The organism is Streptomyces sp. NPDC002754 (assembly GCF_053592315.1).
Map to the genome: position 1 here is coordinate 1 of NZ_JBSFVM010000056.1, position 24,048 is coordinate 24,048.

General features: G+C 70.7%; 16 protein-coding genes. 9 read left to right on the plus strand and 7 right to left on the minus strand.

Annotation, left to right across the window (positions count from 1 at the left end):
* From ACWD2L_RS39950 to ACWD2L_RS39960, 3 genes are all read left to right on the plus strand, one after another.
* The coding region (locus ACWD2L_RS39950; RefSeq protein ID WP_351345723.1) for a DUF6531 domain-containing protein at positions 1–3,999 on the plus strand (3,999 nt) is incomplete at its 5' end.
* A gap of 79 nt (positions 4,000–4,078) precedes the next feature.
* The gene (locus ACWD2L_RS39955; RefSeq protein WP_351345720.1) at positions 4,079–4,507 is read left to right on the plus strand and encodes a hypothetical protein; all 429 of its coding nucleotides are present in this window, start codon (positions 4,079–4,081) and stop codon (positions 4,505–4,507) included.
* 60 nt (positions 4,508–4,567) lie between these two features.
* Positions 4,568–5,956 carry a DUF308 domain-containing protein gene (locus ACWD2L_RS39960; protein ID WP_351345717.1) on the plus strand — a complete coding sequence of 463 codons (1,389 nt, stop codon included), beginning with the start codon at positions 4,568–4,570 and terminating at the stop codon, positions 5,954–5,956.
* Between the two features lie 85 nt (positions 5,957–6,041).
* On the opposite strand, the gene ACWD2L_RS39965 is transcribed toward ACWD2L_RS39960, so the two are convergent.
* A complete protein-coding gene (locus ACWD2L_RS39965; protein ID WP_351343611.1) occupies positions 6,042–10,433 on the minus strand; it encodes an FtsK/SpoIIIE domain-containing protein in 4,392 nt (1,463 codons plus the stop codon).
* A 214-nt stretch (positions 10,434–10,647) separates the two neighbouring features.
* On the opposite strand from ACWD2L_RS39965, the gene ACWD2L_RS39970 reads away from it, so the two are divergent.
* Complete coding sequence (locus ACWD2L_RS39970; protein WP_351343608.1) at positions 10,648–11,601, plus strand: hypothetical protein; 954 nt, start codon at positions 10,648–10,650, stop codon at positions 11,599–11,601.
* A 3-nt stretch (positions 11,602–11,604) separates the two neighbouring features.
* Here ACWD2L_RS39970 and ACWD2L_RS39975 read toward each other — a convergent pair whose 3' ends face one another.
* A complete protein-coding gene (locus tag ACWD2L_RS39975) occupies positions 11,605–12,192 on the minus strand; it encodes a sigma-70 family RNA polymerase sigma factor (RefSeq protein WP_351343605.1) in 588 nt (195 codons plus the stop codon).
* Positions 12,193–12,338: 146 nt separating this feature from the next.
* Complete coding sequence (locus ACWD2L_RS39980) at positions 12,339–13,118, minus strand: LamG domain-containing protein (RefSeq protein WP_351343602.1); 780 nt, start codon at positions 13,116–13,118, stop codon at positions 12,339–12,341.
* 267 nt (positions 13,119–13,385) lie between these two features.
* Here ACWD2L_RS39980 and ACWD2L_RS39985 point away from each other — a divergent pair, with 267 nt between their 5' ends.
* The 4 genes from ACWD2L_RS39985 to ACWD2L_RS40000 all read left to right on the plus strand — a co-directional run bounded on the left by ACWD2L_RS39985 (position 13,386) and on the right by ACWD2L_RS40000 (position 16,737).
* Entirely contained in the window at positions 13,386–13,898 is a 513-nt protein-coding gene (locus ACWD2L_RS39985) for a hypothetical protein (RefSeq protein ID WP_351343599.1), read from the plus strand.
* Between the two features lie 81 nt (positions 13,899–13,979).
* Positions 13,980–14,822: a DUF4097 family beta strand repeat-containing protein gene (locus tag ACWD2L_RS39990; protein WP_351343597.1), complete on the plus strand. Its 843-nt coding sequence runs from the start codon at positions 13,980–13,982 to the stop codon at positions 14,820–14,822.
* Positions 14,823–14,974: 152 nt separating this feature from the next.
* On the plus strand, positions 14,975–15,952 hold the full coding sequence (locus tag ACWD2L_RS39995; RefSeq protein ID WP_351343594.1) for an ATP-binding cassette domain-containing protein: 978 nt from the start codon (positions 14,975–14,977) through the stop codon (positions 15,950–15,952).
* Positions 15,949–16,737: an ABC transporter permease gene (locus ACWD2L_RS40000; protein ID WP_351343591.1), complete on the plus strand. Its 789-nt coding sequence runs from the start codon at positions 15,949–15,951 to the stop codon at positions 16,735–16,737. The genes ACWD2L_RS39995 and ACWD2L_RS40000 overlap by 4 nt, the downstream gene beginning before the upstream one ends.
* Before the next feature lie 53 nt (positions 16,738–16,790).
* Here the strand turns inward: ACWD2L_RS40000 and ACWD2L_RS40005 are convergent, their stop codons facing one another.
* Both ACWD2L_RS40005 and ACWD2L_RS40010 read right to left on the minus strand, forming a co-directional pair.
* The gene (locus ACWD2L_RS40005; RefSeq protein WP_351343588.1) at positions 16,791–18,722 is read right to left on the minus strand and encodes an AMP-dependent synthetase/ligase; all 1,932 of its coding nucleotides are present in this window, start codon (positions 18,720–18,722) and stop codon (positions 16,791–16,793) included.
* Between the two features lie 143 nt (positions 18,723–18,865).
* Positions 18,866–19,468 (minus strand): TetR/AcrR family transcriptional regulator, encoded by a 603-nt coding sequence (locus ACWD2L_RS40010; RefSeq protein WP_351343585.1) that lies wholly within the window; start codon positions 19,466–19,468, stop codon positions 18,866–18,868.
* 158 nt (positions 19,469–19,626) lie between these two features.
* Here ACWD2L_RS40010 and ACWD2L_RS40015 point away from each other — a divergent pair, with 158 nt between their 5' ends.
* Positions 19,627–20,094, plus strand: coding sequence for an SCP2 sterol-binding domain-containing protein (locus tag ACWD2L_RS40015; RefSeq protein WP_351343582.1), 468 nt, complete (start codon positions 19,627–19,629; stop codon positions 20,092–20,094).
* Positions 20,095–20,121: 27 nt separating this feature from the next.
* Here the strand turns inward: ACWD2L_RS40015 and ACWD2L_RS40020 are convergent, their stop codons facing one another.
* Together ACWD2L_RS40020 and ACWD2L_RS40025 are read right to left on the minus strand one after the other, a co-directional pair.
* Positions 20,122–21,033: an ABC transporter permease gene (locus tag ACWD2L_RS40020; protein ID WP_351343579.1), complete on the minus strand. Its 912-nt coding sequence runs from the start codon at positions 21,031–21,033 to the stop codon at positions 20,122–20,124.
* Entirely contained in the window at positions 21,030–23,795 is a 2,766-nt protein-coding gene (locus ACWD2L_RS40025; RefSeq protein WP_351343576.1) for an alpha/beta fold hydrolase, read from the minus strand. The genes ACWD2L_RS40020 and ACWD2L_RS40025 overlap by 4 nt, the downstream gene beginning before the upstream one ends.
* Positions 23,796–24,048: the final 253 nt, after the last annotated feature.

Below are 24,048 nucleotides of genomic sequence, written 5' to 3' on the forward strand. Positions count from 1 at the left end.
GCCGACGACGCGCAGGCCGACCTCGACGCCGCCCGCATGCTCGCCGAAGACGCACGCCAAGTACGCGAGGAAGACGCCTCCGTCGCCGCCCAGAAGCTGGACGACGCGCGCGGCGAATCCGTGGCGGGCTACAGCCTCTGGGACAAGATCAAGAAGGCGTTCAGCAAGGCCCTGGCCATCATCAGTGCCGTGCTGGGTGTGCTGGCGTTGCTGATTCCTGGTCTGCAGGGGCTGGGGATTGCGCTCACCATCGGGGCCGTCGTCGCCGGTGCGGCGTCACTGGGCATCAATATGTCGATCATGGCCGAGACCGGCGACTGGGACATCGGCGAGATCATCCTCGGCGTCGTGGGACTGGTCGCGGGTGGCGGTGCGCTGCTCAAGGGTGTCAAGGGGATCGGCTCCGCGCTCAAGGGCGTCAAACCCGCCTCAGCCAAGGCGGGCGACGCTCGCGGCGTGGGCCGGGGTCTGGGCAGCCGTAAATGCGCGACCGACCCGGTCGACGTGGCCAGCGGTGAGATGGTTCTGCCACAGACCGATCTGACGCTGCCCGGCCTGCTGTCGCTGACGATCTCCCGGACGTATCTGTCGACCTACCGCTGCGGCCAGTTCTTCGGGCCCTCCTGGGCCTCCGTCCTCGACGAGCGCCTGGAGATCGACGACCGGGGACGCGTGTGGTGGGCCCGCGAGGACGGGTCGATCCTCACCTACCCCAGCCTGCCCACCGACGAGTCCACCGACCCGGTGTGGCCCGACGAAGGCGCTCGTATCCCGCTGACCTGCGCGGGAACGGACGAGACCACGGGCCGGGTCACGTACCGCGTGGCCGACCCGCACTCCGGTCTCGTCCAGACCTTCGCGGACCATCCCGACGACGACAACGGCCTCTACTGGCTGGCCCGTTGGCACGACCGCAACGACAACGCGGTCACCGTGAACCGCCTGGAGGACGGCACCCCCACCGAACTGCTCCACTCCGGCGGATACCGCGCCCAGGTCCGCTGCGTCGCCGGCCTCATCACCGGCCTCTCGGTCACCACCCCCGACGGCCCCGTCGAGGTCATGACCTACGAGCACGACGCCGACGGCAACCTCACCCACGTCATCAACTCCTCCGGCAAGGCCCTGGTCTTCGGCTACGACGACGCCTCCCGCATCACCTCCTGGACCGACCGCAACCACTCCACCTACCGCTACGTCTACGACGACTCCCACCGCATCACCGAGACCATCGGCCCCGACGGATACCTCTCCTCCCGCTGGTCCTACGACCCCAACGAGCGCCGCACGCACTACACCGACGGCTGCGGCGCCACGACCGTCTACCAGCTCAACGACCTCTACCAAGTCGTCGGCGAGACCGACCCGTTGGGCAACACCGTCCGCTCCGAGTGGGACCGCTACGACAACCTCCTGTCCAGCACCGACGCCCTCGGCAACACCACCCGCTTCGAGTACGACCGGTCCCACAACGCCACCGCCATCAAGCTCCCCGACGAAACCCGGTCCACGGCGACGTACAACGCACTGAACCTCCTCACCACGTCGACGGGTCACGACGGGGCGACCTGGCACCAGGAGTTCGACGAGCGGGGCAACCTGACGACCGTCATCGCCCCGGACGGAGCCACGGACCGGTTCACCCATCACCCCAGCGGCGCCATAGCCTCGGCCACGGACGCGTCCGGCACAGTGTTCACCTACGAGGTCGACGACACGGGCCTCCCCCTGGCAATCGGCGACTCGGCCGGCAACAGGGCGACCATCGAACGTGATGCGTTCGGCCGTCTCACCGCCGTCACCGACCCACTGGGCGCGGTCACCCGCGCGGTGTGGACTGTCGAGGGCCACCTGTCGGAGCGGACAACGCCCGACGGCCGGAGCGAGCGGCTGACCTGGGACGCGGAGGGCAACTGCCTCTCCCACACGGACCCCACGGGTGCCACCACCAGCTTCGAGTACACCCACTTCGACCAGCTAGCGGCCCGTACCGGGCCCGACGGCGTCCGCTACACCTTCGCCTACGACCCCGAGCTCCGCCTCACTCAGGTCACCAACCCGCAGGGCCTGACCTGGGACTACGCCCTCGACCGTGCGGGGCGGCTGACCAGCGAGTCCGACTTCGACGACCGCGAAATCGCCTACACACACGACGCCGTGGGCCGTGTGGTCTCCCGCACCACACCCCTGGGCGAGCAGATCACCTTCCAGTACAACGCCGTCGGTGATCCCCTGGCCAAGAGCGTCGGGGGGGCGTCCACGTCGTACACGTACGACGTGAACGGGGAGCTCGTCCGTGCGGCCTCCCCCCATACGACGCTGGAGTTCGAGCGGGACGTCATGGGGCGGGCTCTGGCCGAGACCGTCGACGGCCGCACCACCCGCTTCACCTACGACGTCCTCGGCCGCCGCACTTCCCGTGTCACGCCCACGGGCGCCGTCACCGAACTCGGCTACGACGCGGCCGGCAACCGCGACGCCCTCACCACCGAGGGACACCGCCTGGGCTTCACTCATGACGTCCTCGGCCGCGAACTGGCCCGTGTCTGGGGCACGGAGACCTCGACCGTGGAAGCGTCGACCACCTGGGACTCGGTGGGCCGTACGGTCGCCCACGGTCTCGTCGCACAGAGCCGATCCCTGCGCGGCCGCGGCTACACCTACCGCGCGGACGACCACCTCACAGCCGTCACCGATGCGGTCACCGGCACTGTCCAACGGATGGAACTCGACTCTGTCGGACGCCCGTTGACGGTGACGGCCGACCGCTGGACCGAGTCCTACGCCTACGACCAGGCAGGCAACCAGACCGAGGCCACCTGGCCGGAGAAGGGTGGGCGCCCCGAGGCCCGCGGCGAACGCACCTACACCGGCACCCGCGTCGAGACTGCGGGAGGCGTGCGTTACGAGCACGACGCCGCGGGCCGCATGGTGCTGCGCCAGAAGCGCCGGCTGTCGAAGAAGCCCGACACCTGGCGCTACGCATGGGACGCCGAGGACCGCCTCGTCTCGTGCACGACACCAGACGGCGTTGAGTGGCGCTACACCTACGACCCGATCGGTCGCCGCACCGCCAAGTACCGTATGGCCGAGGATGGTTCGGTCGCCGCCTCCGTGCACTTCACCTGGGACGGCAACACCCTCGCCGAGCAGACCGACAGCATCACCGGCATCACCCTCACCTGGGAACACGACGACGACCGCCCGCTCACCCAGCTCGAACGCAAGCCCCGCCCCACCGAGGACCTCACCAAGGAGGAGTGGGACTCCCGCTTCTTCGCCATCGTCACCGACCTGGTCGGCACCCCCACCGAACTCGTCGACGAAACCGGCTACATCGCCTGGCACTCGCGCACCACCATGTGGGGCGTCACCACCCGCAACCGCGAGGCCACAGCCACCACCCCGCTCCGCTTCCCGGGACAGTACGAAGACCCCGAAACCGGCCTCCACTACAACTACTTCCGCCACTACGATCCGGAGACCGGACGGTATACGTCCCCGGACCCGCTGGGTCTTGAACCGGCACCGAACCCGGTCGGATATGTAAACAATCCACGCCAGAGCACGGACGTTCTTGGACTCGCACCATCGTCATGTACTGACAAGGGGGGCTGGTACGGCGCGTTGACTCCTGCTCGATCCGGGAACGAGATCCACCACATGCCTGCGAAGACGGCGTACGTGGGTCGCGTAAAGCCGAACCTGACCGCACACAGTGGTCCCGCGATCCGGATGGAAAAGGTCGACCACCGTGCATTGACAAGCACCGGTTCCAGCAAGGCGGCACAGAGGACGCAAGCCCTTCAACGGAACTACGTGAAGCAGGGTAGGTTCGACAAGGCGATGGCCGTCGAGATCAAGGACGTGCGGTCGAAGTTCGGGAACAAGTACAACACGCACATCGAGGACGCGGTGATCAGTATGCGCACCAACAAGGGGTTCCAGGATGTGCTGAAGAAGAACAACTGGACGATCGACTACAAGCTCCTGAAGTGAGAGAAGCACAGTGCAGCTAGAAATGTCGCCGGGTCGGGGTATGGGCCCACTGCTTTTCGGAACCCCATTCGAGGAGGCAGTGCGCATCGCCTCCGCGTGGGGAGACGTCTCACAGACCGCCCCGGACCCGGAGTTCGGAGACTTCAAGGCAGTCGTCGCGCACCCGCAGTTCGAGGTGGTGCTCATCTGCGACGACGGTGCCACGCTGACCGCCGTCGAAGCTTGGAGGTTCGAGGACGACGACGCCGACGTGCAGGTGACCTTCTCGGGGAGAGACATCTTCCGGACACCCGCCCGGGAGCTCGTTCGCATCCTGACGGAAGAAGGAAATTCCGTCGGAACACTCGACGAGGACGAAGAACCCGACGACGAAGTGACTGTTTTCCCCGAAGTCGCCCTGCTGCTTTCACGGGACACGAGTCGAGACGTGCCGATGGACCCGGAAGACGACCTTCCGCTGTATTTCCATTACGCGATCCTCGCTCCCGGCGGATACTTCGAGGAGTAGTCCTCGCCCGCAACGAATCACCGCATAAGAGAGCGTGTGACGAATAGTGAGGTGACATCCATGGCACGCCCCCCGTCGTCCGACTGGCAGGACGTATTCGGGTTCTCCGACGATCCGGCCCCGGGCGATGCGGAGATGCTCGGCAGACTCGCGCGCGGCTACCGCTCGGTGGCCGACGACGCGGGGGACGCCCTGCCCCTGCTCTCCCGGCTCGAGGACAACCAGGCCGGTGAGGGCAAGTCCATGGACAAGCTCCGGGAAAAGCTCGGTGATCTGGCCGAGCAGGTCCGCAAGCTGCACAGCTCCTACGACCAGGCCGCCGGCGCGCTCGACACGTACGCGCACTCGCTGCTCGACGTGCAGCACAAGGCCGACAGGGCGCTGGCGGACGGACGGGAGGCCAAGGAGCGGCTGGAGTCGGCCACCGAGGTGGTGAAGGCCGCCGGTGCGGACATCGGGCGGCTGGACGCCGCGCACCATCCGCCGGACGACCACGAGGCCCGCGCGAGCACCCGCCGCGCGCTGGACGAGGCGCACAGCAAACAGTCCACCGCCCAGGGACACGCCGACGACGCGCAAGCCGACCTCGACGCCGCCCGGGCGCTCGCCGAAGACGCCCGCGAAGTACGCGAACAGGACGCCTCCACCGCCGCCCAGAAGCTCGACGACGCCCGCGGCGAGTCCGTCGACGGCTACAGCCTCTGGGAGAAGATCCGCAAGACGTTCAGCTTCGTCCTGGGCATCATCAGCGGTGTGCTGGGTGTGCTGGCCATGCTGGTGCCCGGTCTTCAGGGGGTCGGACTCGCCCTGACCATCGGCAGTTTCGTGACCGGCGCGACGGCGTTCGGGATCAACATGTCCATCAGCGCGGAGACGGGCGAGTTCAACGTCCTCGGCATCGTGCTGAGCAGCATCGGGCTGTTCCTCGGCGGCGGCGCCGTCCTCAAGGGCGTCGGTTCGATCGCCAAGTCGGTCACGTCCGCGGTCAAGGTGGGCGGGGCGAGCGGCGGCATCAGCAAGGTCAGCAGCGGGTTCAACGAGTTCCTGGGCGAGTTCAAGAAGATTCCCGAGGCCATGGGGAAGATCCCCAGGAACATCTGGATCTCCGGCAAGGACTTCAGAAGGCTCCCCACCGACATCGTCAACGCGGTGAAGGGCATCGGATCCAAGATCGACGATCTCGCGTTCGTCGCCAGGTCGATGCGGAACCCGACCAGTGCGGTGAGTTCGGTGTTGTCCAACATCCTGGCGAACGGCTTCCGGTCCCCCTCGTCGATCCTGAGGCTGCCGACCATGGACGGCCTGCGGGGCCTCACCCACGCCTGGACCCGCACGGACGTGGCCGGCTTCGCCCTGGGCGTGGGCGGCCTGGCCTACGGGCCGCTGGCCTACACCGGACACACCACCCCACCGGTGCACAACGACAACTACCTGCCCGGCGCCACCTGACCGGGACGCGGGACGGCACATGGAGGAGGGCCCCGCACCGGCTTCGGCCGGTGCGGGGCCCTCCTCCATGTGCCGTCCCGTCGGGTCAGCCTCCCGCCGACGGCAGCACCGTCTCCGGTACCTGGACCGTCCGCAGCACCCCGTCGCCCAGGTGCAGGATCGCCCGCCCCTGGCGGGTGCCGCCCAGGCGGCTGCGGGGGATCTTGACGCCGATCAGGTCGCCGTCGCTCATGCTCTGCGGCTTCAGGAGCAGGCCGCAGCGGTTGCGGCGGGCCTCGGTGTGCCAGCCGGAGAAGCCGGAGGAGAGGCGTTCGGTCTGGCCCGCGATCACCAGGCCGCGGCCGTTCTCCGTGCCGGTCTTGGCGATCTGGTTGAGGACCGGCTCGGCCCTCGTCTTGAGCAGCAGGTCCGCGTCGTCGAGGATCACCACGGCGCCCTTCGGAGCGGACGCGAGAACCCCTTCCAGGGCCGTGGGGTCGATGTCGGACTCGTCGTAGACCGCGAGGACGCCGGGGCGGCCCGCCAGTTGGCGCAGCTGCGACTTGGCGGGGGCGCCGATGACGATGGGCATCCGCACCGAGAGCAGCGACATGGCCAGCGTCGCGAGGACCGTGGTGCGGCCCGAGCGGGCGGGCCCGGCGACGAGGAACGTCGGCGTGACCGAGAAGTCCGGCCCGTAGGCGAGGAGTTCGTCGCCGCCGACGCCCGCGATGGACCAGTGGGCGGACGGCAGCGGACGCGGCACGTACCGGGTCGCGTCCTCCCAGCTGAGCCGGTCCGGCAGGGTGTCGACGCGGAACGGCCTTGTGGAGGCGGGGAGTTGGGCCGCCCGCTCGCGGCAGTGCGCGGCGATCTGCTGGAGCGCCCCGGCCTGCGCCTGGCCCTCAGGGTTGGCCGTGAGGAGCGCGATCTGCACCTCCGCCTTGTCGGCGGCGCGGAAGGCACGGCCGGGCGGGATCTCGTCCGGGACGTTGCGCTGGGTGATGCCGATCTGCCCGTACTCGGACTTCTCGTTGAGCTTGAGGACGAGCTTGTCCTCGGTGGAGCCGCTGACGCGGCTGGAGAACAGCGCCCGGTCGCCGGTCACCAGCAGGTGGATGCCGACGCTCGCGCCGTCCCGGAGCAGCGTCATGACGGAGTTCAGCAGGTTCCCGGAGTCGTACTCGCCGAGCTGCTTGTCGAAGACCTCCCAGCGGTCGATGAACAGCACGATGTGCGGGGGCCGTTCGGATTCCGGCAGGGCGCGGCGCAGCTCCGCCAGGTCGGCGCTGCCGCGGGCGGCGAGCATCTCCTGGCGGCGGCCGAGCTCCGCGTTCAGCCGGGCGAGCAGCCGTGCGACCCGGTCGGGCTGGGTGCGCTGGGTGATGGCTCCGCAGTGCGGCAGGCCCTCGATGGGCAGCAGCGCGCCGTTGCCGCAGTCGATGCCGTACATGTGCAGCTTGTCGGCGGAGTGGGCCAGGGCCATGGCGCCCGCGATGGTGCGCAGCGTCTGGGACCTGCCCTGGCGGGGCGAGCCGATGATGTGCAGGTGCCCGAGCGTCGCCGGGTCGATCACCAGGGCCTGCCTGGCCTGTTGTGCGGGCAGGTCCACGACGCCGTACGCGATGGGCGCCAGGTCGTAGTCCGTGGGCGGGGGCGGCGGGAGTTCGCCGGTGACGAGGGCCTCGGGCAGCGGCGGCAGCCAGGGGCTGTGCTGCTTGGGGATGCCCATGTCCCGGTCCGCCGCGCGGATCGCCGTGACGAGCCCGGTGAGGTCGGTCTCGACCTCGGCGGGCGCGGCGGCGGCGCGGGGCCGCGCCGGAAGCGGTTCGCCGAGCCGCTCCCAGCCGACCGCCACCGCCCAGGGCGCCGGCAGCGAGACCGTCGTGGCGCCGGGGCGACGGCCGCCGACGCGGCCGGACTGGAACGGCACGAGGGAGTTCTGGCCGAGCCGTACGTACGCGCGGCCGGGGTTGCTCTGTGAAATCCCCGCGGCTTCACCGGAGTTGAGGACGTCCTGGCTCTCGCCGGAGTCGGTGACCCGCAGCGCGATGCGCAGGTTGGTGTTGGCGCGGATCTCGGAGGAGACGACGCCGCTGGGGCGCTGCGTCGCGAGGATCAGGTGGATGCCCAGCGAACGGCCCCGCTGTGCGATGTTGACCAGGCCCTTCACGAAGTCGGGCAGGTCGCGCACCATCGAGGCGAACTCGTCGATGACGATGAGGAGTCGGGGCATCGGATCGCGGCCCGCGCCCGGTTCGCGCTCCAGGAGGTCGATGTAGTCCTCGATGTCCTTGGCGCCGACCGCGGCGAGGATGTGCTCGCGGCGGGTGAGTTCGGCGGTCAAGGAGACCAGGGCGCGCTCGACGAGGTGGGCGTCGAGGTCGGTGACCATGCCGACGGTGTGCGGCAGGTCGACGCAGTCCTTGAACGCGGAGCCGCCCTTGTAGTCGACCAGTACGAAGGTCATCGCGTCGGGGCGGTTCGCCACGGCGAGAGAGGCGACGATGGTCTGGAGGAGTTCGGACTTGCCGGAACCCGTGGTGCCGGCGACGAGGCCGTGCGGCCCGTCGCGCTTCAGGTCGAGGTGGAACGGGCCGTCGAGGGAGACGCCGACGGCCGCCCGGGTCGAGCGTCCCCCGGCCGTCCAGCGCGCCCGGATCCCGGAAGCCTGCGGCGGGTCGAGGGCGAGGACGTCGAGCAGCCGCGCGGAGCCGGGCAGCACCGCGGCCTCCTCGTCGCCGCCGCCCGGGTCACGCAGCGGGCCCATCGCGCGGGCCAGCGAACGGCAGTAGTCCGCGGACACCGTGTCGGGCCGGATGCCCGTGACGGTGCCGCGCCCCGAGCGGCCCACCCGGATGGTGCCGCCGGGCTCCTCGGCGACGACGGCCTGGCACTCCTCGGGCAGCAGCCGCTCCTCGGCGTCGAGGCAGAGCGCGCGGACGCCGACGGCCGGCCCCGCCCGCAGGATCTGCGTGACGCCGGGCAGCGAGCGCAGCCTCCGGGCGCCGTCGAGGATGACGAGCACGTCGGGCCCGGCGGCCTTGCCGCGCCGTTCCGACGCCGTCGCCGTGGCGCGCTCGTTGATCAGCGCGGTGAGCTCGGCGACGCGCCGGGCGCAGGTCTCCGTGCCGTAGCCGATGCTGGCCGGGGTGTCGCCGGACTTCTTGCGCACGTGCGGCAGCCAGCGCAGCCAGGACCAGCCGTCGCGGCCCTGTTCACCGGTGGTCAGGAGGTAGATCTGGAGGTCGCGGGGGCTGTGCAGGACGGCGGCCTGGGCGACCGTCCAGCGGGCCACGGCGCGCGCGGCCGGGCCCTGTCCCGAGATGCCGAGGACGTTGTGCTCGCGCAGCGGGACCGTCACGGGGACGTCGTACGCGGTCCACGGGTCCTGACGGCGGTGCTCGTCCTTCATCGGGTCCTGGAGGACCACGTCGGACTCCATGTCGGCGGTTCCGACGCGCAGTTCGAGGAAGTCGGCGTCGTTGGTGCGGCGCTCCCAGAGGCGGCGGCGGGGGCCGACGGCCGTGAGGACGACCTCGGCCGGGTCGGGGAAGCCGCGACGTCGGGCGGTGCGTTCGATCGTGAGGGCCTCGTTCGCGTCGCCCTCGATGCGCGCCTTCTTCTCCTTGTACTCGGCGACGTTGTTGGAGTGGGACTGGCGTCCCGTGCGCCGGCTCATCACGTAGTTACCGACGACCACGACCGGGGAGAGCAGTCCGAACAGCAGCATCGACATGCGATCGAAGACCATCGCGCCCACGACGGCCATCACCAGCGGGGCCGCCGCGGTGATCCACGGCAGCGGCCGGGCGGCGAGCGGGGCCGGCGGCGAGGGCAGCGTGAAGCGGGTGGCACGCTCGGGGGGCCGCAGCCGGGGCGGGCGGTTGTAGTCCCAGCCGGTGCCGTCCTCGGAGGGCTGCACGGCCGCGTCCGGCTTCTGCGGCAGGGCGAGTTCGAGCAGGCAGTCCCCGACGAGGAGTTGGGCGCCGATCGGCCAGGCGACGCTCTCGGTGACGTCCTCGCGGTCCAGCTGCATGGAGCCGCCGCCCGTCGCGGCGGCGTCGGGCGCGATCCGGCAGCGCCCTCCGGGGGCGACCGTGAGCACGGCGGACGGGCGGTCGGGGACGGCGCGCAGCAGCTGGGCCGAGCCGTCGTGGCCGAGGCCTATCCGGTACTCCCCCATGTCGATGCGGTGCACGGCGCCCGCACCGGGGCCGCCGACCACACGGATCTCCACCAGGCCGTCGGGTTCGGCGGCCGCGGTGCCGGCAGGGCGGCCGAGGCCCACGATGGAGGCGTGCTGCAGCGGCGCGTCCCGCAGTCGCAGGTCCCCGGGCAGCAGCCGGTCGTCGGCGTACAGGCCGAGGCCCTGCGGGGGCCGGTGGACGCCTCCCGCCCCGGCCAGCGCCTCCGCGACAGCGCTCATGGGCGTGTCGGGGTCGGCGTCGAGGTGGACGTCGAACGCGTCACCACCCACCTCGACCACGGTCAACATCAACGACACGAAAACGTCCTCCAGCCAGGGTGAATGAGGGGGGCCTCGGCAGCCGTGTTCGACGGCTCCCGTACCACTGACGTGACTACGGGGCCGGTTCGCGGATGGTTCACGGACTTCTCGGGTGAACCATCCGCCGACCGGCGCCGTAGTCGCCTTCGGGTGCACGGCGCAGCGACCGTGCTGCTCCCGTTTCGCGACAAGGAGTCAGTGGATGATCTGGTACGTCCTGGCCGTGGTGCTGGGTCTTGCGCTGATCGCGGCGGTGACGGTGCTGATCGTCACGGAGCTGCGGGGCCGCCCGCCGAAGCCGGTCAAGGCCTCGGCCGCCGTCACGGGCCGGGCCGCCCTCGACGTGGTCGACGCGGGTCTGCGCCGGCTGACGGGCGAATGCCTGCGCTCCGGCCGGTCGTTGCCCGATCTGTACGCCGTCGTCTACTCGGAGGACCGCCTCGGGCTGCTGCTCGCCGGGGCCGCCGGCCAGGGTGCGGACGCGCCCCCGCCCTGGAAGGCCGAGGAGGACGGCGAACGCTGGACGATCTCGCCCGCCGATCTGCACCGGCCGGGACCCGAGGGCGAGCCGGCCCTGCCGTACGCGCTGACGGTGACGGTGGGCCTGGCAGGACCCGACCGGGTCCTGGTCGACCTGTCCCGCGCGGCGGGCCCCGTCTCCGTGACGGGCCCGGACGACGAGGTGCGCCGTATGGCGCGGGCCGTCGTCCTCGAGGCGCTCGCCGGTCCCGTGGGGGCGCTCGCCCAGGTCACGCTGGTGGGCTCGGTGGGCGACGGCCGGCTCCTCACCGGCGACGAGACGCGCAGCTCGCGGCTGCACGGTGCGGCCAGCCTTGAGGAGGCGTTCGCCCGTGCCAAGTCGGCGAACGCGGGCGCACCGGACGCCGGTTACTCCGACGTCACTCAGGTGTTCCGGCTGATCGAGGGCAGCAGCCGGCTCGCCGTGCAGGGCGAGGTGCCCCACCTGTTCGTCGTGGACGCCACCCAACTCCCGCGCCGGGACGAGGTGATCGCCGGCCTGCGCCGTACGGACGCCCTGCTCGTGCTCGGCGAGGCGCCCACCGGCTGGCGCTGGAAGGCCGGTGCGGACGGCTCGCTCGACACCGGGCCGCTCGGCCTGAAGATCACCCGCCATGCGGGCCGACTGGTCTCCTGAGTGTCACGCGGCCTCGCTGTCCAGCACGCCGTGCGCGTAGAGACCGCGCCTGTTCAGCGCCTCGCGCATGGCGCGGGCGGCGTAGTACGTACGGGACTTGACGGTGCCCGGTGGCACGCCGAGCACCTTGGCCGTCTGGTTGACGGTGCGTCCGAGGTAGTGGACGTGCAGCAGGACCTCGCGCTGGGAAGGGCGCAGGTCCCCCAGCGCCTCGACGAGGACCTGGGTGGTGAGGATGTGGTCCACGTTGTCGGACACGGGCAGGTGGGCGAGTTCGGGGTCGCCGGTCTCCGGGGGCCTGGCCTGGCGGGCCCGGTGGCCGTCGATGACGAGGTTGCGCAGCGCGGTGAACAGCCAGGGCCGCGCAGAGTCCGCGGTCGGGTCGAGTTCCGCGGCATGCCGCCAGGCACGAATGGCGACTTCTTGCAAAATGTCCTCGGCGCGGTGCCAGTCGCCCTCCAGGCGTCGCGCGGCGAACTGCAGCAGCGCGGTGCCGTGGAATTCGTAGAGGGCTCTGAGGAATTCGTCGGGCTGGAGGTCCGCGGCACGGGGGCCGGGTATCCGGTCTTCGGGCGAAGCGCTGGCCGACAAGGGCCTTTCCTCTCCGGATCGTCTGTGGGGGAAGACGGGTTCCGCCGGGTGCGGAGCAAACCGACAGGCATCGCCGCGGGCCGCCGTGCGCCCTGGTGGCGCGCGGCGGCCCGCGGCGGCGGTGACGTTCGACGTATCGGTGCCTGTCAGCCCGGTTCGTGCGAGGAGAGCGTGCTCACCTCACGGGTCGTCAACTCTCGGTCGTAGACATGCACGTCGGCGATGTCACCGTTCCAGTAGTCGGTGGCCTTCCCGCCGAACTTGCCGCGTCCGATCATCACGCTGCCCGTGGGCTTGACGCTGCTGGAAGCAACCCTGGTTCCAGCCTGCTTGCCGTCTACATAGATCCGCATCCGGTGGTCCTTCTGACTGTACGTGCCGGTGAGGTGGTACCAGCGGTCGGGCTGCGGTGCCTCGGACGACTCCGCGACGGTACGGGCGCCGGGAAAACTGAAGGCGAAGTTCTCGTCCTGGCCGGAGTACTGGAGGAAGAACGCGCTGTTCCTCTCGCCGTCCTGGGAGAGCGCGGTATGCATGCCCTTCAGGCCCTGGTCGGAGAGGCGCACGCGTGCGGCGACCGAGTAGTCCTCGCCCGCGGTGTCGAGGCTGGTGTTGGTGTTGGCGTATCCGCTGGTGCCGTTGAGCCGCAGGGCGCCGCCCTCGGGGCCTTCGGTCCACTGCGTGCCCTCGCCGAACACGGCGTCGTGCTCGCCGGTCTTCGCGGTGCCCGACCGGTGCAGCGGCCACCAGCCGAGGCCGTCGAGGGACTCGGCTTTGCCGCTCGTACTCGGGCTCGGCGAGGCAGCCGGTTTCGCCTCACTCTGCCCGTCTTCCGAATCCTGGCCGCGCACCAGTTGGACGCCGACGAAGACCAGCGCGGCGGTCAATACGGCAATCGTGCTGATAAGCGCCCATCTGCGCGTCATGAAGTTCCTCAGAGGTGCGGCATAAACGTGTCACTGGTTGGCTACGCGCCCCCGCCGAAAACGGTTCAGCATGCACGCAGTTCACACGCGGCACTCACTTGATCCACACGAGACCCGCACGCGGTCAGCGCGCGATTCCGGCTCGGTTCGCGCTCTGACGCCGCGTGGCACCACATGACGCCGACCGTGGCACCGCTTGGCGCCACGTGGCGCCACATGGCACCAAAGGGCTTGTGCGTGGCGCCATAGTGGTGCCACTATGACGTCATGGACCTCACGCCCTACGTCGACACCCTGCACCGCGAGCTCGCGGTGGCCGCCGAAGCCGGTGGGGACGAAACACGCGACCTGGCCGAGCGGCTCACCGCTCCGCTGGAGTCGGCCACCCGGCTCACGATGCTCAACGTGCTCTCCGCCGCCATGGACGAGATCACCCGCGACCTGGCGCCCGGTTCGGTCGACGTACGGCTGCGGGGCCTCGACCCCGAGTTCGTGGTGACGCCGCAGCCGCGCGACACCCCGGCAGCACCCACCGAGCCGGTCCAGGCCCCCGCCGCACCGCCCGCCCCCGAGACGGACGAGGGCGGCACCGCCCGCGTCAACCTGCGCCTGCCGGCCCACCTCAAGTCCCGCGCCGAGGAGGCCGCGAGCCGCGAGGGCCTCTCGGTCAACGCGTGGCTGGTGCGCGCCGTGTCCGCCGCGGTCGACGGCGGCGCGGCGCCCCGCACACCGGAGAAGACCCGCACCGTCGGACAGAGCTTCACGGGCTGGGTGCGCTGACCGCGCCCCTGCCCCGAACAGAACGGCACACCACGTCCCACCAGTGGGGACGCCCCATCGAGCCAGGAGGACGGGACAGCCATGCCTACTTACGAGACCCCCGAGGCCATTTCGGTCGACGCCCATGTGGGCGCCGGTTCCATCCAGTTCACCGCGAGCGAGCGCCCCGACACCGTCGTCGAGGTGAAGCCGGCCAACCCGAAGCGCGGCAAGGACGTCAGGGCCGCCGAGCAGACCGAGGTCTCGTACGCGGGCGGCGTCCTCACCATCAGGACGACGGAGCGCCGCATGATCGGCCCCAGCGGGATCGTGAACGTCACGGTCGAGCTGCCCACCGGTTCGTCCTTCGAACTCACCGGCTCCTGGACCCAGGTGCTCGGCGAGGGCCGGCTCGGCAAGGCCCGGGTGAAGACCTCGGGCGGCGACGTCCGGCTCGACACCACGGGGCCGCTGCACCTCAAGGCGTCCCACGGATCGGTCCGCGTGGACCGGGTCGAGGGCATGGCCGAACTCACCACCAGCTCCGGCAGCATGCGGGTCGGTGTCATCGACGGCCACGCCGTCCTGAAGAACTCGCACGGTTCCACGATCGTCGACATCGTGACCGGTGAGCTGCGGGTGAGCGGCGCGCACGGCGACATCGAGATCGGCCGCGCCGAGGGCTCGGTCGCCGCCACCACCGCGTACGGCGCGCTGCGGGTGCTCGATGTCGCCCGCGGCACGGTCCAGGTGGAGACCAACTTCGGCGCGATCGAGGTCGGTATCCGTGAGGGCACCGCCGCCTGGCTCGACGCCGACGCCGACAACGGCCAGGTCCGCAACACCCTCACGGCGTCCGACGCCCCGTCCGAGTCCGAGGACTCCGTCAAGGTCCGCGCCCGCACCAAGTGGGGCAACATCGACATCCGCCGCGCCAAGGCCTGACCCCATCAAGCCCCTGCGGCGATTGAGCAGCGGGGTCCGGGGCAGCGCCCCGATCTTTTGAGCCCCACCGGCGTTACGGCCACGGGGCTCCGCCCCGGACCCCGCGCCTCAAACGCCGGCGGGGCTCAAAACTTCACCCACCGGAGACCCCCATGCCCTCACCTGTCATGTCCACGCTCGCCGTCTCCACCGTCGACCTACGCAAGTCCTACGGCCCCAAGACCGTCCTCGACGGCATCGACCTCCGCATCCCCGCCGGCTCCGTCTTCGCCCTGCTCGGCCCGAACGGGGCCGGGAAGACGACGACCGTGCGGATCCTGTCCACGCTCGTCGACGCCGACGGCGGACAGGCACAGGTCGCAGGGCACGACGTCGCCGGATCGCCGGACGGCGTCCGCGCCGCGATCGGCGTCACCGGGCAGTTCGCCGCGCTCGACAACATGCTGACCGCCGAGGAGAACCTGCTCCTCATGGCCGACCTGCTGCGGCTCGGCAAGCGCGAGGGCAAGGCGCGGGCCAAGGAACTCCTCGAACGGTTCGGCATCGCGGACGTCGCGGGCAACCGCGCCGCCACCTTCTCCGGCGGCATGCGGCGCCGCCTCGACCTCGCCATGACGCTCGTCGGCGACCCGTCGGTGATCTTCCTCGACGAGCCGACGACCGGGCTCGACCCGCGCAGCCGCCGCACCATGTGGGAGACCGTGCGGACCCTGGTCGCCGGCGGCGTCACCGTCTTCCTGACCACCCAATACCTGGAAGAGGCCGACCAGTTGGCCGACCGGATCGCCGTGCTCGACGGCGGCCGGATCGTCGCCGAGGGCACCGCCGACGAGCTCAAGGCGCAGATCCCCGGCAGCCACGTGCGGCTGCGGTTCAACGACTGGGCCGAGTACGAGCGGGCGGCCGACGCCTTCCCCGGTTCGGCCCGCGACGACCAGGAGCTCGCGCTGCGGATCGCGGGCGACGGTGACCTGACCGCTCTGCGCACCCTGTTCGACCGGCTCGACTCCACCGGCGTACAGGCCGCCGACTTCTCCGTGCACACACCCGACCTCGACGACGTGTTCCTCGCCCTGACCGGCGACAGCACCGCCGCCAACCCGCTGCACGTCAAGGAGACCCTGCGATGAGTACCGCGACGACCACCCTCACGTACGCCGTGCACGACTCGATGACGATGACGCGACGCAACATCAAGCACGCCCTGCGCTATCCGATGGTCTCGCTCGGCGCGTCCATGATGCCGATCCTGATGCTGGTGCTCTTCGTGTTCGCCTTCGGGGACTCGATGTCGGGGGGCGCGGGCCGGGACGCGTATCTGGAGTACCTGACGCCCGGGATCGTGATCATGGGCGTCGCGGCCGGGGCCATGTCGACCTCGATCGCGGTCTGCCAGGACATGACCGAGGGCATCATCAACCGCTTCCGCACCATGAACATCACGCGTTCGTCGTTCATGACCGGCCATGTCATCGGCAGCGTCCTCACGACGATGGTGAGTCTGGTCCTCGTCGTGGCCGTGGCCATCGCGCTCGGCTTCCGGCCCGACGCGAACCCGGTCGAGTGGCTGGCCGCCGCGGGGCTGCTCGTCGCGATCACGTTCGCCATCACCTGGCTCGCGGCGGCGCTCGGCCTGAAGTCCAAGACGGTCGAGTCGGCGAGCAACAAGCCGCTGCTCATCCAGTTCCTGCCGTTCCTCGGCTCCGCGTTCGTGCCGGCCGAGTCGATGGCGCCGGGCCTGCGCTGGTTCGCCGAGCACCAGCCGTTCACGCCGATGACCGAGACGCTGCGCGGACTGCTCACCGGTTCCGCGATCGGGAACGACGGGTGGATCTCGCTCGCCTGGTGCGCCGGGATCACCGTCGTCGGCTACGTCTGGTCGCGCAAGCTGTACAACGTCAACACCCAACGCTGACCAGGCGGTTCGCGCCGAGGGGGCTCCGCGCCGGAGCCCCCTCTTCAGGCTGTTCAGGCGCCGTAGAGCTCGCCGATCTCCCGCTCGTACGCGGACACGACGGCCCGCCGCTTGATCTTCAGGGAGGGGGTCAGCAGCCCGTTCTCCTCACTGAACTCGCCTTCCACCAGCGTGAATTTGCGGATCGACTCGGCGCGGGAGACGGCCTCGTTGGCGTAGTCGACGGCCTTCTGGACGTCCGCGACGATCCGCGGGTCGCGGATCACCTCGGCCACCGGGGTGTCGGCGGGCATCTTGCGGACGCCCAGCCAGTGCGCGACGGACTCCGGATCCAGGGTGATCACGGCGGCGATGTAGGCACGGTTGTCGCCGACGACGATGCACTGGCCGATGGGCGAGCGGCTGCGCAGCCGGTCCTCCAGGACGGCGGGCGAGACGTTCTTGCCGCCGCTGGTGACGAGGATGTCCTTCTTGCGCCCGGTGATCCGCAGATAACCGTCGCCGTCCAGCTCACCGAGGTCGCCGGTCGCGAACCACCCTTCCTCGTCGAGGACTTGCTCGGTCGCGGCCCGGTCGTTCCAGTACGCGCCGAAGACGATGCCGCCCTTGATGAGCACCTCGCCGTCGTCCGCGATCCGGATGGCGCTGCCGGGCACGGGCAGTCCCACGGTGCCGGGGCGGGGCCGCAGCGGCGGGGTGATCGTGGCGGCGGCCGTGGTCTCCGTGAGGCCGTAGCCCTCGTAGATCATGATCCCGGCGGCGTAGAAGAACAGGTTCAGATTGCGGTCAAGCGGCGAGCCGCCGCTGATCGCGTACCGGAGCCGGCCGCCGAGTTCCTTGCGTACGCGCCGGTAGACCAGCAGGTCGTAGAGCCCTGTGGCGAGGGTCAGACCGAGCCCCGGGCCCTTGCCCCCGTCCAGGAACCGATCCAGGTGCGCCTCGGCGAACCGCACCGCGATCCGGTCGGCGCGGTCGAAGGACGAGCCGCGCCCGAGCTTCTCTGCGGTCGCGCGCCCGGTGTCGTGGATCTTCTCGAAGAGGTACGGCACGCCGACCACGAACGTCGGTCGGAACGAGCGGAGTTCGGGCCGCAGCTCGTCGGGCTTGATGCTCGGGCAGTGCCCGAGTTCGATCCGGGCGAGCATGCACGCCACCTGGATCGTCCGCCCCAGGATGTGCGCGAGGGGCAGGAAAAGCAGCGTCGACGCGGACTGCCCGGTGATCGCCTTGAAGATGGGGTGCAGCAGTTCGACGGTGTTCGCGGCCTCGGCGTACAGGTTGCCGTGCGTGAGGACGCAGCCCTTGGGCCGCCCGGTGGTGCCGGAGGTGTAGCAGACGGTCGCGATGGTGTCGGGGGTGAGAGCGGCCCGCCGCTTGACGACCTCCTCGTCGGCCACGGCGGCGCCCAGGGCGGCCAGTTCGAGCACGGCCCCCGCATCGAGCTGACGTATGCCGGGGCGGTCGTCCTCGGGCAACCCGGCAACGGCCTCCTCCGCAGCGGCGGCGTTCTCCGGCGTCTCGACGATCAGCATCGTCGCTCCGGAGTCCCGCACGATCCACTCGATCTGCTCGGGTGACGACGTCGCGTAGATGGGAACGGTCTGCCCGCCGGCGGCCCAGATCGCGAAGTCCAACACCTGCCACTCGTAACGGGTGCGCGACATCAGGGCGACGCGGCCGCCCGGTTCGAGGCCCGCCGCGATCAATCCCTTGGCGGCGGCGGTCACCTCACGGGCGAACGCGACGGCGGTGACCGGCCGCCACTCCCCCGCCTCCTTGCGCCGCACGACGACGGCGTTCGGCTCTTCCTCTGCGTTGACGAACGGGATGTCGGCGGGCGTGGACCCGTCCTTCGGCGGCTCGGCGAGCGCCGCGACGCGCGCCTCGCGCACGACCCCTTTCCCGTCCCTGACCAGTTCGACCTTGACGCGCTCGACGAGATCGCCGCGCTTCCTGGCCCGCTTCAGATCCTTGCGTACGCCCATGACGGCTCCCGTGTGCGCGGCTGCCCGACTCGTACTTACTGGGGAGTCAACTTACCTACGCGTAAGGAAAATTCAATGGCGAGGTACGAATCGGCGACGCAACCGCGTGGACAACCACACGGGCATCGGCACGGGCAGCCGTTCTACGGCGCCCAGACCTCGCCGTCGAGCACGTCCCGCATCCCCACCCACACCATGTTCATCAGGCGCAACGTGATGCCCTCCGGGGACTGGCCGGGGTTGCGCTCCATCCAGTCGGTGAGCGAGTCGGCGGCGCCCACGAGGGCGTGCGCGACGAAGTCGGCATCCTCTTCGCCCAGTTGGGCACCGCGGCCGCTCTCCGAGATGCCGTCCCGGATGAGCCCGGCCACCTCGGCCATGATCGCGCGGCGCGCGTCGGCCACGGCCGCGGCGATCGCCTCGCTCAGCTCGGACGCCTGCCGGTGCAGCACGACCCAACTGTCGCGGTGCTCGGCGACGAACGCGAAGAACGCCGAGAGCCCTGCGTGCAGCCGCAGTTCGGGCGCGGCCCCCGCACCCCGCGCGGCCTCCTGGAAGGCGCCGACGAGCCGTCCGGTCTCCCTCCTCAGACACGCGAGGAAGAGCCCTTCCTTGGAATCCAGATACAGGTACACCATCGGCTTGGAGATCCCGGCGAGTTCGGCGATCTCGTCCACAGACGCGGCGTGGTAGCCGCGCCTGGCGAAGACCCGCACACCCACGTCGATCATCTGCTGCTCGCGCATCTGCCGCGGCATACGCTTCCTGCGCGCCGCCGTACGCCCTTGAGCCGCTCCCGATGTGCCCGTCACTCTTACCAGCCTATCTACGTCGCCATGGCCCTACCAATAAGTAAACTTACTGACTGGTAAGGGTCTCAACAGGGAACAAGGAGAGTGGACCCATGAGCGGTGCCGAGGAGATCGCGGCGCTCGACTTCGCGAGCGTCACGCCCGAGCAGTTCGCGCGGCTCGTGAAGGGGCTCTCCACGAAGGAGATCGGCCGGATCGCTCGGGACGAGTGCCTGCGCACCCGCGTCCTCAAGGAGGTCTTCGGGCGCGTGGAGCGGCAGTTCAGGCCCGACGCCGCGGGCTCGCTCGAAGCGCTCATCCGCTGGAAGGTAACCGGCCAGGGCGAGATCCCCGAGGTGGTCTACGAGACGAGGATCTCGAAGGGCACCTGCACGGTCACCGAGGGCCGCTCGGACGCCGACCCGCGCCTCACGCTCGTCATGGGCGACGCCGACTTCCTCAAGCTGGTCTCCGGCAACTCCTCGCCCGTCACGATGTTCATGATGCGCAAGGTCCGGATCGCGGGCGATATCGCACTCGCCTCCGGCCTGACCCGCTACTTCGACATCCCCAAGGCGTAAGGGGGCGGACGCGCGCCACCCACCCGCCTACGACACCACGTCCTTGCGCGCGAACCCCCGGAACGCGAGCGCGAACAGCACCACCGCGTACGCCACGGACACCGAAGCCCCCTGGATCATCCCGCCCCATTCGGGCTGCGTCTGGATCGCGTCCGCCCAGGCGAACTGCCAGTGCGCGGGCAGGAAGTCGCGCCAGTCGCCGAGCGCGGTGACCGCGTCCAGGACGTTGCCGACGATGGTCAGGAAGACCGCGCCGCCGACCGCTCCCAGCGGGTTGTCCGTCTTGGTGGACAGCCAGAACGCGAGCCCCGCCGTGACCAGTTGGGACACGAAGATGAACGCCACGACCAGCAGCAGCCGCTGCACCGCCGTGCCCGCAGGCAGCGCCCCGCCGGTCGGGATGTCCAGCGGGCCCCAGCCGTACGCCACCGCGCCGACCCCGAGCGCGACCAGCGGGAGCAGCAGCATCGCGGCGAGGCTGAGCCCGAACGCGACGGCCAGCTTGGACCACAGCAGGCGGGCTCGCGGCACGGGCGCGGCCAGCAGATAGCGCAGGCTCGACCAGCTCGCCTCGGAGGCGACGGTGTCGCCGAAGAACAGGGCCACCGGGACGACCAGCAGGAACCCGGCGGACACGAACAGGCTCACCGCCGCGAAGTTCGCCGCCGACGCGGTGGCGGTGTCCATCAGGTTCACGCGCTGCCCGCCGTCACCGCCGCCACCCGGCTCCCCGCCGATCGCGAACGCGGCGACCAGCACGAACGGGAGCAGTGCCAGGACCGCGCCCATCACGAGCGTGCGCCGCCGCTTCACCTGCCGTACGAGCTCCACGCGCAGCGGGAGCGTGCGGGCAGGGCGGTATCCGTGGGCGAGTTGGGTGAGTTCGGGCGCGTCCTGCACTTCGGTCGTCTCTCCGGTCCTCGCTCCGGTCGTCGTCATGCCGGGGTCCCTCCGATCAGGGTCAGGAACGCGTCCTCAAGGCGCCGGTGCGGGCCGAGGGAGCGCACCGGTACGTCGAGCCGCACCAGCTCGGCGACGAGGCGGGCTGCTGGGTCGGATCCGGTGGTCGGGTCGGACGCCGTGGCCGCCGAGTCCGGGTCGAGGCCGGGTTCCGGTATGAGGCGGACGAGCAGGCCGTCGTCGACCCGCACCACCGATGCCACGCCCGCGAGGCCGCCGACCTTCTCCACCAGCGCGTCGGAGACCTCGCCCGCGACGCCGACGAGCAGCGTGTCGCCGGAGCCGACGATGTCCGCGACGGGGCCCGCCTGGACGAGCCGGCCGCGGTCCATCACCACGAGGTGCGTGCAGGTCTGCTCGACCTCGGCGAGGAGGTGGCTGGAGACGATGACCGTGCGTCCTTCGCGCGCGTAGCGGATCATCACCTCGCGCATCTCGCGGATCTGCGGCGGGTCGAGCCCGTTCGTCGGCTCGTCGAGGATGAGCAGGTCCGGGAGGCCGAGCATGGCCTGGGCGATCGCGAGGCGCTGGCGCATGCCCTGCGAGTACGTGCGCACCGCGCGCGCCAGGGCGTCGCCGAGGCCCGCGATCTCCAGGGCCTCCGCGAGGTGCGCGTCCCCAGGCGGGCGTCCTGTCGCCTTCCAGTACAGCTCCAGGTTCTCCCGGCCGGAGAGGTGCGGCAGGAAACCGGCGCCCTCGACGAAGGCGCCGACCCTGGACAGCACCGGGGAGCCGGGCCTGATGGCATGGCCGAAGACCCGGATCCCGCCCTCGTCGGGCCGGATGAGGCCCATCAGCATGCGCAGCGTCGTCGTCTTGCCCGCGCCGTTCGGCCCGAGGAGGCCGAGGACCTGGCCCTGCTCGACGCGGAAGGACAGATCGCGCACCGCGTACCGGTCCGTGGAGCCCGCGTACTTCTTACTGAGGTCCGTGATCTGGAGCGGGACCTCGGCGAGCGCCGGGTCGGGCGCGGGCGCCGCCGTCCGCCGCCGGGCCGTGAGGAGCAGCCCCGCCGCGACGGCGAGCGCCCCGGCCGGCAGCCACCACACCCACGCGGGCAGCGGCGTGGCCGCCGTCTTCACGTCGGGGGCGGTGGGCACGCTCAGGCTGTCGCGCACGGACACCTGGTACGCCGCGGGCTTGTTCGGCGACGCGTAGCCGAGGTCGGTCGCGGAGAGCACGAGCCGCAGCTTGTGGCCCTTCTGCACCTCGTGGTCGATGGCCGGGAGCGTGATCTTCACGTCCTTGCCTTCGCCGTCCGCGCCGGTCACCTTGATCGGCGTCACCAGCTGCGAGGGCAGCACCTGGCGCGCCCCGTCGGGCCCGGAGTCGTACACCTTCGCGAACAGCACGGCCGTGCCGGTGGAGGACTTCACGTGCGCGGTGACCGTCGGGGAGCCGGTGATGCGCACCGACTTCTTCAGCGGCGCCGAGTCGAAGCGCGCGAACTGGCCGGGGTACTCCAGGGAGAAGCCGCCGCCCAGCGTCGCCGACAGGTTCGCGACGCGGCCGAGGCCCGGCACCGAGGAGATCGACGGCGGTCCGCCGCCCGGCGGGTTCTGGAAGCTCTCGGTGGCCGACTTCAACGGCACCGCCGTGCGCCGCTCGCCGCGCAGGCCGGGGTACAGGTCGCCGCTCGCGCCGCGCAGCGTGGCCGCGCCGTCCGTGGAGTCGACGCCGCCGGCACGGGTGACGCGGAACGCGGGGCCCGTGTCGACGTTCTCGTCCTTCAGGTAGCGGTCGAACCAGGACGTCACGCGGCTCTGGAGCCGGTCGACCTCCATGTCGCCGCCGTCGTGCCCGCCGTTCAGCCAGTCCACCTGGACCGGTGCGCCGTTCGCCTTGACGTGGCGCGCTATCTCGTCGGCCTGCCCGAGGGGGAACAGCGAGTCCGTCTGGCCCTGGGCGATGAACGTGGGGACCTTGATGCGGTCGCCCACGGCGGAGGGGCTGCGCTCCTCCAGGAGTTTGCGGGCCGCGGCGTCCGGCTTCCCGGAGACGGCGACGCGCTGGTACATGTCGCACAGCTTCTTCTCGAAGCTGCCGCAGGCGAGCCCGGCCTCGGTGGTGCGCGTGCCGAGCTGCGCGGAGCCGGAGGTGAAGAAGGCGCCCGCCCACAGCTTCTTGAAGACGCCGTCGGGGAACAGCGCGTCCGCGAGGTTCCAGTACGTGATCTGCGGGGCGATCGCGTCGACCCGCTTGTCGTGGCCCGCCGCGAGCAGCGAGACCGCGCCGCCGTACGAGGCGCCGGTGACGCCGACGCGCGGGTCGCCCGGCCGGTCCAGCTCCACCTCGGGACGGTTCCCGAGCCAGTCGATCATGCGGGAGACGTCGGCGACCTCGTGCTTCGGGTCGTTCAGGCCGATCTTGCCGCCGGATCTGCCGAAGCCGCGGGACGACCAGGTCATGACCGCGTATCCGTGGGTGGCAAGCTTCTCCGCCTCGGCGCGGACGTCGGCCTTGCTGCCGCCGAAGCCGTGTGTGAGCAGTACGGCGGGTCGTTTGTGGGACGGGTCGCCGGCGGTGAAGTACGAGGTGTCGATGCGGACGCCGCTGCCCATCGGCATCATGCGGTCCTGTCGGTGTACGGCGGATGCGCCGTCGGAGCCGGAGGCCGTGGTTGCCGAGAGGCCTGTCCACGTACCCGCTCCCGCGAGCACCACGAGGGTGGCCGCGGCGGCGATCCACCGTCGCGGCCAGTCGCGGGCCCGCTTGCGCCATACGCGCCGTCGAGAAGACATGCGTCAACGGTAGGCGCCACCGCTGACAACCACCGCATCCGGTGGTCGGAGGCCGTCGACCTCCCTGCGACGTACGCTCCGCTCTCCGCATACCGCACCCGTGGTACGACGCCCGCACGGCCGCCCCGCCCCCACGCCACGGGGCTCCGCCCCGGACCTCGCGCCTCAATCGCCGGCGGGGCAATAAATAAAAAACCCACCAGGCCAAAATAGCGAACCACGTGGGGCGCATCAGGACCGGCGGGGTGCGGCA